Origin of the sequence: Mesorhizobium loti (assembly GCF_013170705.1) — a bacterium.
Classification (GTDB): Bacteria; Pseudomonadota; Alphaproteobacteria; order Rhizobiales; family Rhizobiaceae; genus Mesorhizobium; species Mesorhizobium loti_D.
Genome location: NZ_CP033334.1, coordinates 6,402,152 through 6,418,101 on the forward strand (window position 1 = coordinate 6,402,152; position 15,950 = coordinate 6,418,101).

Here is a 15,950-nt window from a genome sequence, read left to right on the forward strand (position 1 = left end):
GACGCCATGGCGCCAGCCAGCCCCAGGGAGAACCAGGCGCGTCTAGGGAAGGCTGTTTCAGGACTTTTGCGAGATCAGCAATGACCGGCTCGCCATGGAAACGCCGGCGCGAGGGCGGCGGGACACCGAAGCCGACTCCATCATCAGCCGTGGCGTGCGCAAAGGCTCGGTGCCCATATGGAAGCCGAGCGAGGCACGGTTCTTGTCGGCGTCGCAAGCCTGGCCGGTCGGAAAGCTCCACCAGACGCGTGTGGTGATCAGTTTCGCCTGTGCCCCCAGATTATGCTGGGCGATGTCGAGCAGCAGCGGGTCGCGCTGTATGGCGAGCGCTGCCTGGCATAAGGCTGCGTTCGAGATAATGGTCGCTGAGCAAGGGGTGCCGAAGCGGGCCTCTGCCTGCGCATGCTCACCGGCCAGGAATTCGAGACGGCGATCGAAGGCGTGCACCGGGCGAAGTGTGGAGAGCGGTTGATCTGGACGGATATGTGCGCGACGAGATTGTCCAGACGTGTCGCAACACCAAGGCCGCCAGGCGCCTGCTGACGCGATCTCTGAAGAAGGGGGTCTGCCGCCAAAGCGTATGATCACCGATAAAATTGCGCTCCTACAGGGCGGCCCAACGCCAGATCATGCCGAACGTGGAACACCGCTCGCACACAAATTCGGATCCATCGACGCCAGGCAATGGCCGCGTGGGAAGCCGTGGGTGCACGGCCTGCCTGAAAAGCGCGGTGTCGGCCTCCCGCGGGCACATTTCAAACGACGTGACAACGCCATGTCCTGCCATCGCAGAGCGCATCCTCTCCCGACGAGCAGGACTTGGTCATCTCTGTTGGCGGGTTTGTCGAGTTCGCGACACGGCGATGTTCGGCCCGGCGTGCGGCCGCGCTCTCAATTAAGCGATTGAATCAAAGGCAATAAGCGCCGTTCACAGGTTTCCTGTGCAGTTGGCACGTCTCTTGATGTTCTCGTTATGCGGCGGCACACGCCGCTGACCGTGCACTACTGATTCATCCTCTTATCTTGAGTTCTAGGAAAGGAGAAACCAATGAAGTCGGAAATGTCAGCTTATGGTGTGACCGAATTGGCTCCCGAAGAAGCATCTAAAATTGCGGGAGGGATGTTTTGGGCAATAGCTTTCGCGATTTTGGGGACGTTAGGCCTTGCGCTTGTTTGTATAGGTGCAAAAATCCTCGACGAAAAAATCCACTGATTCACCCTCACATTTGAGATAGGAAAGTAAAGCAATGAAATCAGACCTGTCGTCTTATGATGTGACCGAATTGACTCCTGAAGAGGCTTCAGCAATTTCAGGAGGGTTTTGGCAACTAATTTGGGCAGCTGTTACGCTGATAGCCTTTGTAGCTGCAAGCGTAGGGGAAGCGATAGTACGCCAGAAACATTGAACGTAAGTACCAGCCAGACAAATGCTTCATACTGAAGATAGATCAGCAGTTCCCCTTTCTTCTGAAATAGCCTGCTACACCGCAGAGAGCATCCTCTCTCGCCGATCAGGGCGATCTTTGGCCATCTACAAGGTGGTTGTGCTCTCTGTGGTTGCGGCATTGTTGTCGTTGCCGTTTATTACCATATCGGTGTCTGTCCAAAGTGCCGGTATCATTCGCCCCACCGTCGAGAAGACGCCCTTGGTCGCGCCCGTCTCCGGACGCATCTCCCGCATCCTTGCCGCTGAAAACGATCTGGTTGCCCAGGGGCAAGAGATCCTCGCCCTCGATGATGGGGTGGTTGAGGAAAAGCTCAGGGCGCTTACAGGCGATATTCGCGCAAAGAGCGATTTTGCCCGTGACCTCGAAACCCTGATCTCCTCCGGCACGCAAGCCAAGGACCCGATCCGCCTCTTGACCGAGACCGCCACGGCCGAGCGCGCCCATTTCCTGAACCTTGTGCGGGAGAACCAGTATGACCGCGGTCATGCGGCTGCGGAACTTCAGCGTGCCAAGCGACTGCTCTCCGCTGCTGTAGCACCGGCAAAGGCCGTTGAGGAAAAGGCCTTCGCACTTCAGAACGTTGAGATCCAGGGCGAGATCCTCGCCCGGCGCAAATTCGCCGAATGGAACCAGCAGCTGTCCGACGTTAACCTGCGCCTTGAGGAACTCACGGCCGCCTTGCATCAGCTTGAGAGCGAACGGGACCTGACTCTCATTCGAGCCCCCGTATCAGGCGCTCTCGAGCAATTCTCGGGCCTCACTTCCAGCAGCTACGTCCAGGCCGGGCAAACCGTCGCTTGGGTTTCGCCGGATGGTGAACTGGTGGCGGAAATCTTCGTTTCTCCCAACGACATCGGCTTTGTGCGCCCCGGCCAGTCGGTGCGTCTGCAAGTGGATGCCTTCAACTACAATCAATGGGGTGTCATTGACGCGACGGTGCTCGACGTGGCGCACGACTTCACGCTGCACGACGGCAGGCCGGCCTTCAAGGTCCGCTGCGCGCTCTCTCGCCGCCATCTCGCCCTCAAGCACGGGGTCATCGGTAACCTGAAGAAAGGCATGACCGTGCGGGCCCGCTTCCTCCTGGGCGACCGCACTGTCCTGGAACTCCTGTACAACGAGGTCGACGATTGGCTCAATCCGCTCCTGGCGAGCCACTGATTCTCCATTCCAAACAGTCAGCGAGCCGCTATGTCGAGCAAGATCATCAAGTTCAAGCAGCGCGACATCACCGATTGCGGTGCCGCCAGCCTTGCTTCTGTCGCGGCCTTCTATGGCTACAAGCTGCCATTGTCGCGTATCCGACAGTATGCCTCGACCGGCCGCTCCGGCACCACTGTGCTGGGCCTCATGGAAGCGGCCCGGAAGCTGGGCTTCGTTGCCAAGGGGGTAAAGGGTGGCTTCGACAGCCTATACAAGATCCCCAAGCCCGCCATCGCGCATGTCGTCGTCAGCGAGGTTCTGCATCACTTCGTCGTAGTCCAGGAGATCAACGCCAGGTGGGTCATCGTCATGGACCCAGCCTATGGTGAAATCCGCAAGCTGGCGCACGCGGAATTCAAAAAGCAATGGACTGGCGCCCTGGTGCTCCTGGTTCCCGCAGACACCTTCAAGCGCCGCGACGAGACCACCTCACCCCTGGGTCGTTTCGCGCGTCTGCTTGCGCCACACAAGGCGGCGATGGCGCAGGCTCTCGCGGGGGCGCTGGTGACGACGATCCTTGGCCTCTCGACTGCCATTTACGTGCAGAAGATCGTCGACCATGTGATTACAGCGGGCAACCGCAATCTGCTCAACCTGATGAGCGTCGCCATGCTCTTGATCCTGGTTGTGCAGATCCTGATCAATCTCCTCAGAAACCGGCTCGTCCTGCAAACGGGGCAGAAGATCGACGTCCACCTGATCCTCGGCTACTACAATCATATCCTAAGCCTGCCTCAGAAGTTCTTCGACAGCATGCGCATGGGCGAAATCATTTCCCGTATGAATGACGCGGTGAAGATCAGGAGCTTCCTGAACGACGTCTCGATCAACATGTTCGTTGACGTGCTAACGGTACTGTTCTCGTTGGGGCTGATGTTCATCTACTCGTGGAAGATCGCCTTGGTCGTGGCGGTTTCCATCCCTTTGTACCTCTCGGTCTATTGGATCATCAACCGGCTGAACAGGATTCGCCAGCGCGCCGTAATGGAGAACGCTGCCGAACTGGAGACACAACTGGTGGAATCACTCGGAGCTGTCTCCACAATCAAGATCTCCGGCATGGAGAGCTTCGCCAACTTCAAGGTGGAGACCCGCTTCATCAAGATGCTGCACTCCGTCTACAGCTCCGGCCTGATCTCGATCTTCGGGGACAGCACCTCGACATTCCTCGCGACTTTATTCACCATCGTGCTGATGTGGTTCGGAACGACACTTGCCCTCGATCAAACCGTCACGCCTGGCGAATTACTCTCCTGCTATACCTTGCTAGGCTATATCACCCGGCCGATTGCCAGTCTGATCCAGACCAACCGGATCGTTCAGGATGCTTTTGTCGCAGCCGATCGCCTGTTCGAGATCTTCGACCTGGAGCCGGAAAGCGGTGGCGGCATCGATGCAGACAAATCCGACATTGGCGACATCCACCTGGAGAAGGTCACGTTCCGATATGGTAGCCAGTTCGAGCTTTTCCAGGATCTTAGCGGCACCTTCCGCCGGGGGGAAATGACAGCAGTGGTGGGGGAAAGCGGCTCGGGCAAGAGCACCCTTGCGGCGCTGCTGCAGAATGTCTACCCGCTTGAGGGTGGATACATCCGGATCGGCCGTTATGCCCTCCAGGACCTGTCGACCGTATCCCTGCGCAAGGTTGTCGCTGCGGTGCCGCAATCGATCGATGTGTTCTCGGGCTCGGTGATCGACAACATCGCCCTTGGCGAGTTCGAGCCGGACATCGAAAAGATCCTCCGAATCTGCGATCAAATAGGGCTGCGGGAGGTGATCGAGCGCTGGCCCGGTGGCTTCCAGGCCTATCTAGGCGAAAACGGTGTACGCCTCTCCGGGGGCGAGAAGCAGCGCCTTTCGTTGGCTCGGGCTCTGTACCGGGATCCGGAGATCCTGATCCTCGACGAAGCCACCTCCTCTCTCGACTCGGTCGCCGAGGCGTTTGTCCTGCGAGTGGTTGAGGATCTGCGTCGGGGCGGCAAGACCATCGTCATCATCTCTCATCGACTCAGCACCATCCGTTGCGCCGACAAAATAGTGGTCTTGGACAAGGGGCGGGTTGTTGCGGAGGGGAGGCATGCTGATCTGCTGACAGCTGAAGGCGCTTACGCTCGCTTGTGGCGGGCGCAAACCGGATCCGGCTAAACAGCTTCAGGCAGGGGGCACGGCAGAATTTTGGGACAGTGAGACATAGAACAGCAGCGGCGAATGTATGTATATCGCCGTCGCCTGGTTTCAACCTTGTGGGTGTGCCGCGGTCGGCCATATCTTTCAAAGTGAAGATGCGAGTTCATGTTTTGGGCGCCACGGAGCGTCCGAAAATTGTAGCTTATTTGGGCCTCAATACCTTTGCCCGAAACTTGTCGCATATTTTGGACATGCCCATAGTTGGGCTCGATACCGACCTTCGCTCGCGCCTGCTTGCTCGGATCTGAGACCGGAGAGGCCGCGCTCGGCGATCTCGATCTTGGCGCCGATTGTGGGCGGCAGGCACGAATGTCTTTCGACCATCCCGACCATGACCTCGCCTCAGGGGTCCCGGGCAGGTTCGCAATCGCGCCCGCTCCCCCGAGGAGACGGCATTTCCTGATGTATGAAACTCGGCCGGACGAGCCCGCAAAGCAGCCCGTCCGAGCGCAGCGCCTCCACGACGTCCTGGCAATTGACGGCGGCAAACATCGTGTCGTGGGCTTTTGCGACATTCGAGCCGGCTTTGCCCCACGCCAGTGCACCTTTCGGCCGGCATGGTGGGGGCGAGTACAAACGTCGGTAGCGGCGCGACATACTGGCGGTGCGCGCGATGGGCTCGAGGCTGGCGGCGCCAGATTTGTCAGAGTTCGAAGGGGTCATGAAGGTCCACAGCTATGGATGCGATATCGAAGAAGCACCGGGTCTCACTGCTTCGTCGCTGGTATCCAAGCCCGATTCCGAGGCGGAAGACCCGTCGGATTTTGTGCACGATTAGGCTTCTCGCATGCCAAATGCTGTTCGGATCGCCGTGCGCGTCAGCCAATATTCCAGCGGCAGGCAATCGGGGCGGCGGCACTCGAAGGAGCCGCCGCCCGGCTTGGCACCTATTCGCGGACGAACAGCGACTGGACCCTGGCCCATTGATCGGCGGTGCGGAAGCCGCCGCGTTTCGTGTAGCTTTCGGCGGGGAATTTCATCCAGCGCGGCAGCCAGTTGTCGATTTTCTCGCGGCCGTTCTCGCCCGCGAGGCAATCGCGGATGATTTTCTTTTGCGTCTTGACCTTCTCGGCGACATTGCCGTCGGCCACATGCTTGCCGCCGAGATCGGCCAGCATCGAATTGGCGATCTCCCTGTCGCGCAGCAGGTCGAAGAAGGCGTCGTCCGGTTGCCACCACGCACCCATGTCGATGCCCAGATGGTTGCCGAGCGCCTCGACGACGGCGCTGCCGGCTTCGAGCGTCTCGGCCATGACAAGGCTGAGAACGCGCATGACGTCGTCGTCGCAAAGTGCCAGCAAACGGGCGAAGACGGCGGCGAGGGCAAAGGCGTCGCCATTGCCGCCGGCTATCGCGCCGTCCTCGTCGGCCTGTCCAAGCAGCGCAAGAACCTCGCGCCGTCTATCGGCGAATGCGGCTTCGGCCTTGCAGCCGGCTATACTAGCGGCGGTAGCCTCGTTGGCGGTGCGCTGCGGCTCGCGGCGAACCTGCCACAGGCCCGACCCGGTGATGGCATGCGCCACCATCAGGCGCAGCGCGACACAAGGATGGTCGAGCATGGCGCTACGCACGGCGCCGTGGCGGTGCAGATCGACATAGTTCTGCATCGGCAAGGTGAGTTCCGGCCGCGACGGTTTGGCGGGGGTTTCATCGGGCTCGCCGCCCTCGCCTTGCGCGCGGGCGCGGCGGGCCTCCTTGCGCGACAGCCAGCCCTCGTGGCACTCGACCGCGCCGCGATGCGAGACTGAGATGAAGACCTTGCCGCCCCTCTTCCTCGGCGTCTTTTCGTGGTCCCAGGACTGGAAATGCTGCCCCGGCTCGAGCACGGTCACCTCGGGCCAGCCGGCTTCCAGATAGGCGTCGCGTCTGGCGGCGATGGTCTCGTTCTGCTTTTGCCAGAACAGGTCGGCATCGGCGAAATAGCTCTCCTCGCCGAACAGGTCACAGACGATCAGGCCGGGATACTCCTCGATGGGGAACAGCGCGACCTTGGTGGAAATCGACTGGCCGCCGAACAGCCATTGCTTCAACTGGTGACCGCGCGGCGCGTATTGCTGCGGATCGGCATAAAGCGCCAGCCAGTCCTTCTGCTGCGCCTTGGAAGCCATGGTCAGATGGCGCGCCGTCTCGGCGTCGATGTCCTCGCGCCGATAGGCCTCGCGGATCTTGGGAAGCAAGTCGCCGAGCGCCAGAATGCGTTTGACCAGGAGCTCGGTGATGCCGAAAGTGGCGGCGATGTCGGCAACGCCGCGGCCCTCCTTGATCAGCCGCGAAAACGTCTCCCACTGCGACACTTCGTCGGGATCGAGCCGGGCGAAGTTCTCGATCAGCGAGGCCTCGAGCGCGCCGGCGTCGTCGCCGTCTTCCATGACGGCGCAGGGCAAGGCATTGCGCTGGCCGCGCTCGTCGGCGAGCGACTTCGCGGCGAAATAGCGCCGCCGCCCGGCGACGATCTCGAAGCCTTCCGGCGTGCCGTTGGGCCGCACCAGAAGCGGCACCAGGACGCCGCGCGCGCGAACCGACGGCAGGATGTCCGACACGTCGGGCGCGCGTTTGGAATGGCGCATGTTGAGCGCGGAAATGCTGAGCCGGTCGAGGGGAATGTGGGCAAGCTGCATGGTTGGTCTCCTTCAGTCTGGGGTTGAGTTGCCCGCCGCGAGGCCGCAGGCCGAGCGGGGGACGGTTTTCCGCGCCTAGCGGCGCGTCTGGTCCGCCGTGTTGGGCGGAAGCTTGGAATGTGCGTTGCCAAGGGCTTCTTCTGCCTGTCGCAGCAGCCGCTCGTCCTCGGTGATGTGGCAGGACAGCCGAGCGGCTTCGGCATAGACGGAGAGCGGAAACTCGGCGTTGAAATAGCGGTCGCGTTCGATGCCGAGCCCAAGCCGTCCCTTGACGCTTGCAAGCTCGGCAAGGCTGACGCTGCCCAGTTCAGGGAAGCCGAGGCCGAGGTCGCACAGGCCGAACAGCGTGTCGCCGTCGTCGTCGAGTTCGGTGAGAAGCCAGGTTGCTGGCCCGGTCGGATCGAACAGTTTGACCACCGGGACATGGTCGGTTTCGGTGTCGGTTGCGCCATTGGCGAGCAGCCGGACGCGAAGGTCGTCGGTGATCAGGATCATGGGAAAACTCCTCTCAAAACAGGTCGAGTTGAATTCGGGCGTTCGGCGGGAGAAAGATTCACTGGATCTTTCTCTGATCCGCTATCGAGCGGCTTCTGCGCCGCGCGCGGGCGCATCGGCGCGTCCGCCAGAAGGGCACGCCTTGCGGCGTCGGCTCGGTCTGCAGGGTGTCGGGATTGCGCGCTCATGCCGCGATCTCGTCTTGTTGCGCGCCTTCGGCCTCGGCGTTAAAGCCGAGAAGAAAATCGGCGGCCTTGGAGGCAAGGCTGGCGGCGCGGAAGATGGCGCGATTGTCCTCGCGCAGCACCTTCAGCCATGCGCCGACATAGTCAGCATGGCGCACGGTCGGCTCGATGCCGAGGGTCGAGCAGACAAAGGCAGCAGTGATTTCGGCAACCAATTCCTCGCGCGCATAGGTCTTGGAACCGAAGGCGCCGGAGAGGTCGCGCGCCAGCCGCGCCGGGTTGCCGGTCCAGTGGCCTAATTCATGTTAGGTCACACCTCCAACGCGTCCTTTCTGTCATCTCCCTGATGGGGAATCAGGACAGTTCTTACGCATGAGACGCTGCTCCGTCTTTTGCGGGGGCGGGCCCGAGGGCCTGCCCCCGCAAAAGGCGGGTCGCCCAAATTGGAGACCCCCTTGGCCGAGCTATTGTTCACGACGGATGGGTTTGCGCCGAACGGCACGTCATTCCCTGGCGTGCCGATGCTTCTCGACCAAGAGATGCGGCTAGTCGAACCGGCCTGTGCCTGGTTGCTGCACGTTGCTCTCGTGAGAGGACGAACACGCAGCCGGCAGACGTGGCGCACCTATGGTGAAGCCCTTTATGACTGGTGGCAGACCCTCGAAGCCAATGAGTGGATCTGGGATGAGGTCGGGGTCGCGGAGATCGCTGCGTACCGAGATCGGATGCTCTTTCGCCCAAGCGATCACACCGGACGGGCGTATGCCCGCAGCACCGTCAACGGTCGCCTCAGAACATTGGCCCTATTCTATCGATGGTGCGTCGCTGCAGGTCTCGCCGACGATCTGCCGTTCAGCACAAGCGAACTCGCGCTGTCGAGACGTCAGCCGCAGGGGTTCCTCGCTCATGTTGATGCCACCGGCGGACGACAGCTCGCCAATGAGCTGACGATCCGACAAACATCGGCGCTGCCCAAACCGCTATCGCCGGTCGCATTGCGGCGCGTGATGGCTGGCCTGGGGTCGCGCGACCGTCTGATCATCGAATGGGCTGTCACAACCGGCATGCGCCGGATGGAGGTAGCAGGATTGAGACTGCGGGCACTTCCACGGTCCAGCCTGGATGCTCTGGTCGCCATCAAGATTGAAGCCACGAAGGGCGGCAAAACGCGGACGGTTTATCCGCCATTGCCCCTGATCGATCGCACGCTCGCTTATGTACGCGAAGAGCGCGCCGTCATCGTTCGACGAGCCAAATTGCGGAATGCCGACTACGCGGAACCAGATGCTGTCTTTCTGACGGAAGCTGGTCGCGGGATCAGTGCTCGCCGCGTTGGTGCAATGTTCGCCGCCGCGGCCGGGACAGCAGGTGTAACGGCAAGCTTCCACGCGCTGCGACATACCTTTGCGACAGCGATGCTCCGGTTCTTGCAACGTCGGGCGCAAGACGAGCCGAACCTCAATCCACTTCTCACTCTCCAGGTGGTCCTGGGACACGCCGATCTCTCTACGACGGCGATCTATCTGCGCGTCCTGGCGACGGATCTGACACTGGTGGAATCCTCCGTCGACGAACTTTACGGGGCTCTTCTACAATGAAGCGGCAACGCAAAGACTATCGGCTCAATCCATCACCTATACCGCTTACGGGCGTGCCTGGCTCTTTGGTAGTCAACTTCCTCGATCCCGAAGGTCGGCCGGAAAGCAAGTTCGACTTCTCGACTTTTGGCACGACGCCAAGGGTAGGCGCCGAAATCGCGCTTGCCTTCCGCCACCATCATGCCGGTCATAGTCCGGCGACGCGCGAAAGCGCCTTCCATGCGCTTCGTCGATGGTTTGTGTTCCTCAGCGATAAAAATCCCACCGTCACGTCGATGCGGGATGTCGATACGGCGGTGCTGAGGGCATACATTGCCTGGCTGGACACGAAACCTTGGACGAAGACTTCGCGTCACGGGACCTGGTCCGTGCTCAAGCAGATGGTTCGCTGGCTGAAGCGCAATCGGCCCGAACTCGTCGCCTCCGATCTGGAAATCCCGTTTAACGCCTTTCCCCGCAAGAATGCAGACACACGCCCCCGCGAAGCGCTGAGCCGGTCGGAAATGGAAGCCGTTCTGTCGGCGGCTCGCAAAGACATCGAAGCGATCTGGTCGACCTTCCAGACCGGGAAAGCTCTGCTCGCACAGGTCGATCGTCAAGCCATCGCAAAGGAAAAGGACCTCAGCCGCCTCGATCTCGATGATCTCGGGGTGATGCTCGCTGTCATCGTCGAACATTACGGCGGGTTGGTTCCCCCGCAGAACGTCACTTTGGAGCGAGGCACCGGTCGCTGGCGACTGCACTTTGCCTCGCTCAAGCACGGCGGGAACCAGAAACTCGCCAGCTACCTTCATGCCCTGCCCGAAACACTGATCCCGTACATGATCGCCATCGGGGCGCAGAGCTACGCGAATCCCGAGGCCCTTCGCGAACTTCGAAGGCACTGCATGAGCGATCATCTGCTTCTCGATGGGCGGGAAGTGATGACGTGGTCGAAAGGCCGTTCAAATCGAGCACAGCGACGAAGCTTCCTGCGTGACAAGAGCTTATCGGTGCCGAACTTGATCGATCAGGTTCTGGAGATGACGGCGCCGTTGCTGCGACATGTCCCGGCGTCGGATCTCGATCGGCTATTCCTGGTCGCGAGCATAAACGGCACGCGCTCCATCAAGCTGATCCCAGACTACTTGATGAGCAAACACGTCAGATTCTTCGCACAACGCCACAGCCTCGTCGACGACAAAGGCGCGCCGCTCGCACTGACCTTGGCAGCGCTGCGAACTACGGGGCTCACGCTCGCGCATGAGGCGCTCGGGCACGATATCCTGAAGACCCAGATCCTCGCCAACCACGCCAGCCCGGATACAACGCAGCGCTATATCGATCGGCCGATTGTACGGAAGGCCCAGGAGCGCATTATCGGTGATCTGCAATTGCGCTTCGTCGAAGCTGTTCGCAGTCCCGACGACGAGGATGAAAGTGACGGAGATGCCCCGACAGCCGTTACCGAATATGCCACGGCTGCCGGCTTCATCTGCAAGGATCCGCTCGCGGGCGTCGGAGAAGGCCAGAAAACTGGTCGGTTATGCACGGCCTGGCTGGGCTGCTTCACCTGCCCGAATGCAGTAATCCCTCTCGATCCGGATGTTCTGACACGGTTGTTGTCGACGCGAGATGCTCTTGTCGCGGCACGTCAATCGCTGGCTCCGGACCGCTGGCGGCTTCTCTACGCGCCAAAACTGGAGATCCTTGAACACGATATCCTGCCGCGCTTCTCGCCGGAGCTTCATATGGTCGCCTCTATGAATGCGGCACCAGCTTTGCCGGTGATCGAGTGAAGACGCGACCTGCTCGAAAACCTGTTCTCGCCGAATGGTCCGAAGCTCTGCTCTCGCAATGGAGCCGGTTCGGCGATGATGAATGGATGCTCGACATCCGGACCGCCGGTCGACGCGCCGACCAAAACAGAGTGAGCTGGGCGGTAGCCCTGCCGGAGGGAGCCGTCATCAGTGAAAACGCGTGGCGTGCTCTCCACGGAACGGCGAAGCAGTTCTTGTGGTCGATGACGGTGAACCCACCGACCGGTCGCAAGCGTCTGTCGCCAGCGTCGGTGCAAAGCAAAGCCCTCACGCTGAAAACCATGATCAGGTGGATGGCGCTCGACGGACTGGAGATGTTCGCCAGCATCGATGCCGGTGCCGTGGAGCGGCTGCGGGCTTGGCTTCTGGCGCGACCAGGAAACAAGGCGAAGTCGATCACCCCCAACACCATCGTCAACTACATGGTGGTGCTGAAAGATCTCTATCGACAGCGAGCCAAGCTCAATGATGCCCCGTTGGTGGATCCTCTGCCGCAGGAGACCACATATGAAGCGGCAGGGCTGACGCCAGCGACGCGCGGCTCGATCCCGTTCATTCCTGATGCCATCGCAATCTCGTTGCTGAATACAGCTCTGCAATGGGTGGAGGATCATGGTTCAACGATCGTCCAGGCGGAGACAATTCGACGTGAAGCGCGGACGTTCGGGCTAACCCGAGGGTCAAAGAGGCAAGCCTCCGACCATGTTCGCAAAGCATTGCGTCGTGCTGAACTGAAAAGCCCTGAGGGTGAAGCACTGTCCGGCGCGTATGCGGTCCGCCACGCTGCCAACCACCTCGTGGAGGCCTGCTATATCCTCATTGCCGGCTTCGTCGGCATGCGCGTGAGCGAAATCCTCTCGATGGAGATCGACGCCATCGAGTCCCATCCCATCGGTGAGACCGGCGTCGAACAAGCCTACATTGTCGCGCGACTGTTCAAGACAGTCGACCAGCATGGCGGGCGACTGGAGCGCTGGATAGCTCCGGATCCCGTGGTGAAGGCGGTCAGCTTGCTTGAACAACTGAGCGCACCGCTACGCGAAGCTTCCGGAAGGCATGAACTCTTCCTCGTCAAAAATACCCAGTACGGCGAGATCGTCCCGGTCACCCAGATGCACATCGGCTGGCGGATCAACGATTTTGCCCGCCACGTTGGCGTGCCATTGCACGATGGAAAGCCTTGGGCATTCAGCAGCCACCAGTTCCGCAAGACGTTTGCGCGCTTTATCGCCCGAAAGGACCGGTCGCAGCTTCTTGGCCTTGCTGGCCACTACAAGCACGCATCGGTCGCCATGACCGCGCGCGGCTATGTCGGCAGCGACTTCGATCTCCGGCAGCTCGTCGATCATGAAAACCGCGCCGAAACAGCCACGGCGTTGGAAAGAATGCTGGTCAGCGATCGACTTGCCGGTCGCATGGGCGAGCGCATCGTCGCGGGCAACGCCCGATTCCGGGGGCGCGCGGGCGAGCAGGTGCGTCAGGATTACATCGAGTTTGTCCTCGCCGAAACGGACCTGCGCATCCACGCCTGCGATTACGGCTGGTGTGTGTTCCAGCCGGAGACCAGTCGCTGCGGTGGCGAGGTCGGGCCTAGCGAGGCAGGCCGAAGTCCATCTGTCTGCCTGAGTTGCGCGAATATGGTGATCGAGCCGCAGCATGCGCCTTACTGGCAGGACCGTCGGGTGCGGAACCAGGTCTTGCTCCCTGCGGCCAACGGGATGACGGCCGCGGTTCTCACCGAGGCGATCGAACAGTGCGACAACGTCCTGACCAGGATCGGAGAACATGATGGATGAGCCACGCTCCCCTTCCGCCTTGTCTGCGGCGCGCGCCTATCGTGCGGCGCTGGCCCGACTGGTTCGTGGCGAGGGCCGTCATCCGGATCATCAGCGGCGTATCGTGAGGATCAGCCCCGCTTCGGTCGCGCGTGAGGCAGGGAAAAGCCGAAATCCACTCTATACGACACATCGTGACATCCTCGATGAGATCGAGGCTGCCGTGCAAGCGCCGGGACCATCCAAAGACCTCGCGGCAAAAGTTCAGGAAATGGTGGCCGAGATTACGCTGCTCCGCTCCGAAGTGCGCCGGCACCGTGAGGAAAAGCGAAAGCTGGCGAGCGAGAATCTCGCCCTCCTTCTTCGCGCGAGGACGGCGGAAGACAAACTGGCCTCCTTGCAGCGGCGGGCGCCGTTGGCGCCTGCCGCTGTGTTGCCTGTCAGGCCGCTACCGCGCTGATCTGCTCGCAGGGCTGTTGCGCATGCATCCAGTCCACAGCCGCCTGAGCCTTGCTCGAGGCCGTGAAGATGGCGGAGGTATCGGCGCGAAGAATCTTCAACCAACTGGAGATATAGGCGGCGTGGTCCGGTCTTGGCCGTGCCGATATCGATAGATCGGCGAGAACCATGGCTGCTCCAGCGTCAGCAATTATCTCCTCCATGGCGTAGGCTTCGGAGCCGAACCTTCCGGACAAGTCACGGTCGAGCCTGTGCTTCGCGCCTGAGGCGTGAAGACCTTCATGGAAAAGCACGCTGTAGTGAGATGCGACGTCACGAAATGAGCTGAAAACCGGCATATGCACCCGATCAGCCGAAGGCAAATAGTAGGCTTCATTGCCCCCGTATACGGTGCTGATGCCAAGGTTCGCATAGAAGGCATCGGCGTGCGCGACGCGTTCTTCTTCCGAGCGAGCAACCGCCGGTTCTGGCTCATAACCTTCGACCTGTGCGCAGTTGAACACCGAATAGCCGCGGGCGAATAGACGCCGACGCTCACCATCGCTGGAATCATCGTCGCTATCCTCGTCAGTCTTGCCGCCGATCTGCCCCCAGAAGACGACGGTTGTGGACCTCTCCCCCTTGCGCACCTTGGCGCCGAGAGCCTGCCATTGGCGATACGTTCCCCACAGGCCTGTGGGATATCCAGCGCTATGTGCCGCTGCCCACAAGGCAAGCGTGTTTACGCCACGGTAGGCCTTGCCGGACGCGACGTTGGTCGGCCGCGCAGTCGCCGTTCCATCATGATGCCAGGGCATCACATACTCGCCAGCACCGGCTTCGATGGCGGCGATAATCTCTTCAGTGATGCGGGCATAAACATCTGCTCGGCTCAAAGAAGCCATCGTCATGCCCTCCCTGCTGCAGGTGCTGAAGCAAGAAGGACACTTGCGATGAAACCTAATTCATGGAAGCAGGTGCGGTAATAGTCGATCTGCTGAAAGAATGACGGCTGCGGCGGCACCTGAATGAAGTCGCTGCCCGGCATGTAGAAAGCGCGATCGCCGCCGATGCGGAAATCCGCGCCGCTTCCTCGAATAAGCGCCTCGGCCTGCGGGATGATCTCGCGCTCGGGCAGCGGCTCGGCGGCGGCATGGAGATGGTCGGGCAGCCCGTCGCACTGCGCGACATTGAAGACGGTGAAGCGCTTCAGAAAGGGAACGGCGTGCGGTTCGTCGCCATCGGTCTTGGCGCGCTCCTTCTCGCCCTTCGGGACGAAGCGGTCGGCATGCACGATGGTTGTGCCGTGCTCGCCCTTCCTGACATTGCCGCCAAGCGCAAGCGCCTGCCGGAAGGTCAGCCAGTTCTGGCTGGCATAGCTGCGCTCGAAGACGGCGCCCCACAGGATGAGGATGTTGATGCCGGAATAGCGGCGCCCGGTGGCGGCATTGCTCGGCAGGCCGAGGCCGGCCTTTGCGCTGCCCCATGGCTTGACCCACGGCACGGTGCCGCGCTCCAGTTCGGCGATGATGCGATCGGTGATCTCCTGATAAAGGCTGGCGCCGGGGCGCCTGTCCTTGCCTGCGCCCGCCTGCCGGCAGGCGGAACGCTTGTTGTTTGCACGCATCGTCTGGTCCTCCGCTCTTCAATCGCGCTCCCTCCCCCGGAAAGCGGGGTGGGCGGCGAGAACGACCGGAAAGGTCCGCCGTCGGAGGCAGACCGCATTCGAAGGACCGGAACGAAGAGGAGGACCCTGAGCGGCAGCGAAGGGTTGCGGGATGCCGCGGCGGACCTAGAAGGGAGAGCCGCCCACCGCGCGTCACCGGGGGATGGCCAACAGACAGACCACGCCGGCCAACGGCCGGCGGCCATCAGCAGGCGAAAGGCTGCATGCGCCAGGGGGCGAAGCCGAATGGCCGAGACCGCCTGAGGCTTGCCGAAGAAAAGCGGGCTCGGTTCACGAGCACCCGGCGCGCGCCTTCAGGCGCGCGGGCGCCACTCAGGTCCGCGACGACCGTAGCTTTGATCTCGGGGGGATGCGCGTGCAAATGACGGCACGCGCTTCGGAATGCACCCTCGAAGACATCGTGATAGCTCCTTGGGAGCGACGCGAGCATCGGTGCCCCATCTGTGTCATGGTTTGCTCCGAGGCGGACGCCGAGTCTCTCTCCCGGACCTTCGCCCGCCCACCGAAAGCCCCGCCT

General features: G+C 61.3%; 11 protein-coding genes and 4 pseudogenes. 9 read left to right on the forward strand and 6 right to left on the reverse strand.

The window, feature by feature from the left end; translation table 11 throughout:
- Positions 1–76: 76 nt before the first annotated feature.
- Positions 77–438 (reverse strand): annotated as a pseudogene (locus EB815_RS31130) (hypothetical protein); the annotation flags it as partial.
- Positions 439–455: 17 nt separating this feature from the next.
- On the opposite strand from EB815_RS31130, the pseudogene EB815_RS33745 reads away from it, so the two are divergent.
- The 5 genes and pseudogenes from EB815_RS33745 to EB815_RS31150 form a co-directional block, all read left to right on the forward strand.
- Positions 456–656: pseudogene (locus EB815_RS33745) on the forward strand (DDE-type integrase/transposase/recombinase); the annotation flags it as partial.
- A 392-nt stretch (positions 657–1,048) separates the two neighbouring features.
- Positions 1,049–1,213 carry a hypothetical protein gene (locus EB815_RS31135; RefSeq protein ID WP_155249075.1) on the forward strand — a complete coding sequence of 55 codons (165 nt, stop codon included), beginning with the start codon at positions 1,049–1,051 and terminating at the stop codon, positions 1,211–1,213.
- 34 nt (positions 1,214–1,247) lie between these two features.
- Positions 1,248–1,406: a hypothetical protein gene (locus EB815_RS31140; protein ID WP_155249074.1), complete on the forward strand. Its 159-nt coding sequence runs from the start codon at positions 1,248–1,250 to the stop codon at positions 1,404–1,406.
- A 117-nt stretch (positions 1,407–1,523) separates the two neighbouring features.
- Positions 1,524–2,609, forward strand: coding sequence for an HlyD family secretion protein (locus tag EB815_RS31145; protein ID WP_019856452.1), 1,086 nt, complete (start codon positions 1,524–1,526; stop codon positions 2,607–2,609).
- Between the two features lie 30 nt (positions 2,610–2,639).
- Positions 2,640–4,796 carry a peptidase domain-containing ABC transporter gene (locus EB815_RS31150; protein ID WP_064987321.1) on the forward strand — a complete coding sequence of 719 codons (2,157 nt, stop codon included), beginning with the start codon at positions 2,640–2,642 and terminating at the stop codon, positions 4,794–4,796.
- Between the two features lie 929 nt (positions 4,797–5,725).
- On the opposite strand, the gene EB815_RS31155 is transcribed toward EB815_RS31150, so the two are convergent.
- The 3 genes and pseudogenes from EB815_RS31155 to EB815_RS31165 all read right to left on the reverse strand — a co-directional run.
- Complete coding sequence (locus tag EB815_RS31155) at positions 5,726–7,456, reverse strand: ParB/RepB/Spo0J family partition protein (protein ID WP_065005180.1); 1,731 nt, start codon at positions 7,454–7,456, stop codon at positions 5,726–5,728.
- A gap of 75 nt (positions 7,457–7,531) precedes the next feature.
- Positions 7,532–7,951, reverse strand: a complete 420-nt coding sequence (locus tag EB815_RS31160; RefSeq protein WP_065005179.1) for a DUF2958 domain-containing protein — start codon at positions 7,949–7,951, stop codon at positions 7,532–7,534.
- A 184-nt stretch (positions 7,952–8,135) separates the two neighbouring features.
- Positions 8,136–8,441, reverse strand: a pseudogene (locus tag EB815_RS31165) (zincin-like metallopeptidase domain-containing protein); the annotation flags it as partial.
- Positions 8,442–8,591: 150 nt separating this feature from the next.
- On the opposite strand from EB815_RS31165, the gene EB815_RS31170 reads away from it, so the two are divergent.
- Genes EB815_RS31170 through EB815_RS31190 form a run of 4 tightly spaced genes read left to right on the forward strand, consistent with a single transcriptional unit; the run spans position 8,592 to position 13,768 of the window.
- Positions 8,592–9,734, forward strand: coding sequence for a tyrosine-type recombinase/integrase (locus EB815_RS31170; protein ID WP_020628761.1), 1,143 nt, complete (start codon positions 8,592–8,594; stop codon positions 9,732–9,734).
- On the forward strand, positions 9,731–11,512 hold the full coding sequence (locus tag EB815_RS31175) for a hypothetical protein (protein WP_063827335.1): 1,782 nt from the start codon (positions 9,731–9,733) through the stop codon (positions 11,510–11,512). The genes EB815_RS31170 and EB815_RS31175 overlap by 4 nt, the downstream gene beginning before the upstream one ends.
- A complete protein-coding gene (locus EB815_RS33750) occupies positions 11,509–13,329 on the forward strand; it encodes a hypothetical protein (RefSeq protein WP_019863569.1) in 1,821 nt (606 codons plus the stop codon). Before EB815_RS31175 ends, EB815_RS33750 begins: the two co-directional genes overlap by 4 nt.
- The gene (locus EB815_RS31190) at positions 13,322–13,768 is read left to right on the forward strand and encodes a cell division protein ZapB (protein ID WP_236952135.1); all 447 of its coding nucleotides are present in this window, start codon (positions 13,322–13,324) and stop codon (positions 13,766–13,768) included. The genes EB815_RS33750 and EB815_RS31190 overlap by 8 nt, the downstream gene beginning before the upstream one ends.
- Here EB815_RS31190 and EB815_RS31195 read toward each other — a convergent pair.
- Both EB815_RS31195 and EB815_RS31200 read right to left on the reverse strand, forming a co-directional pair.
- Entirely contained in the window at positions 13,749–14,657 is a 909-nt protein-coding gene (locus tag EB815_RS31195) for an ArdC family protein (RefSeq protein WP_019863567.1), read from the reverse strand. The two genes, EB815_RS31190 and EB815_RS31195, sit on opposite strands and share 20 nt — an antisense overlap.
- 47 nt (positions 14,658–14,704) lie before the next feature.
- Positions 14,705–15,373, reverse strand: a pseudogene (locus tag EB815_RS31200) (ArdC family protein); the annotation flags it as partial.
- Positions 15,374–15,950 lie beyond the last annotated feature (577 nt).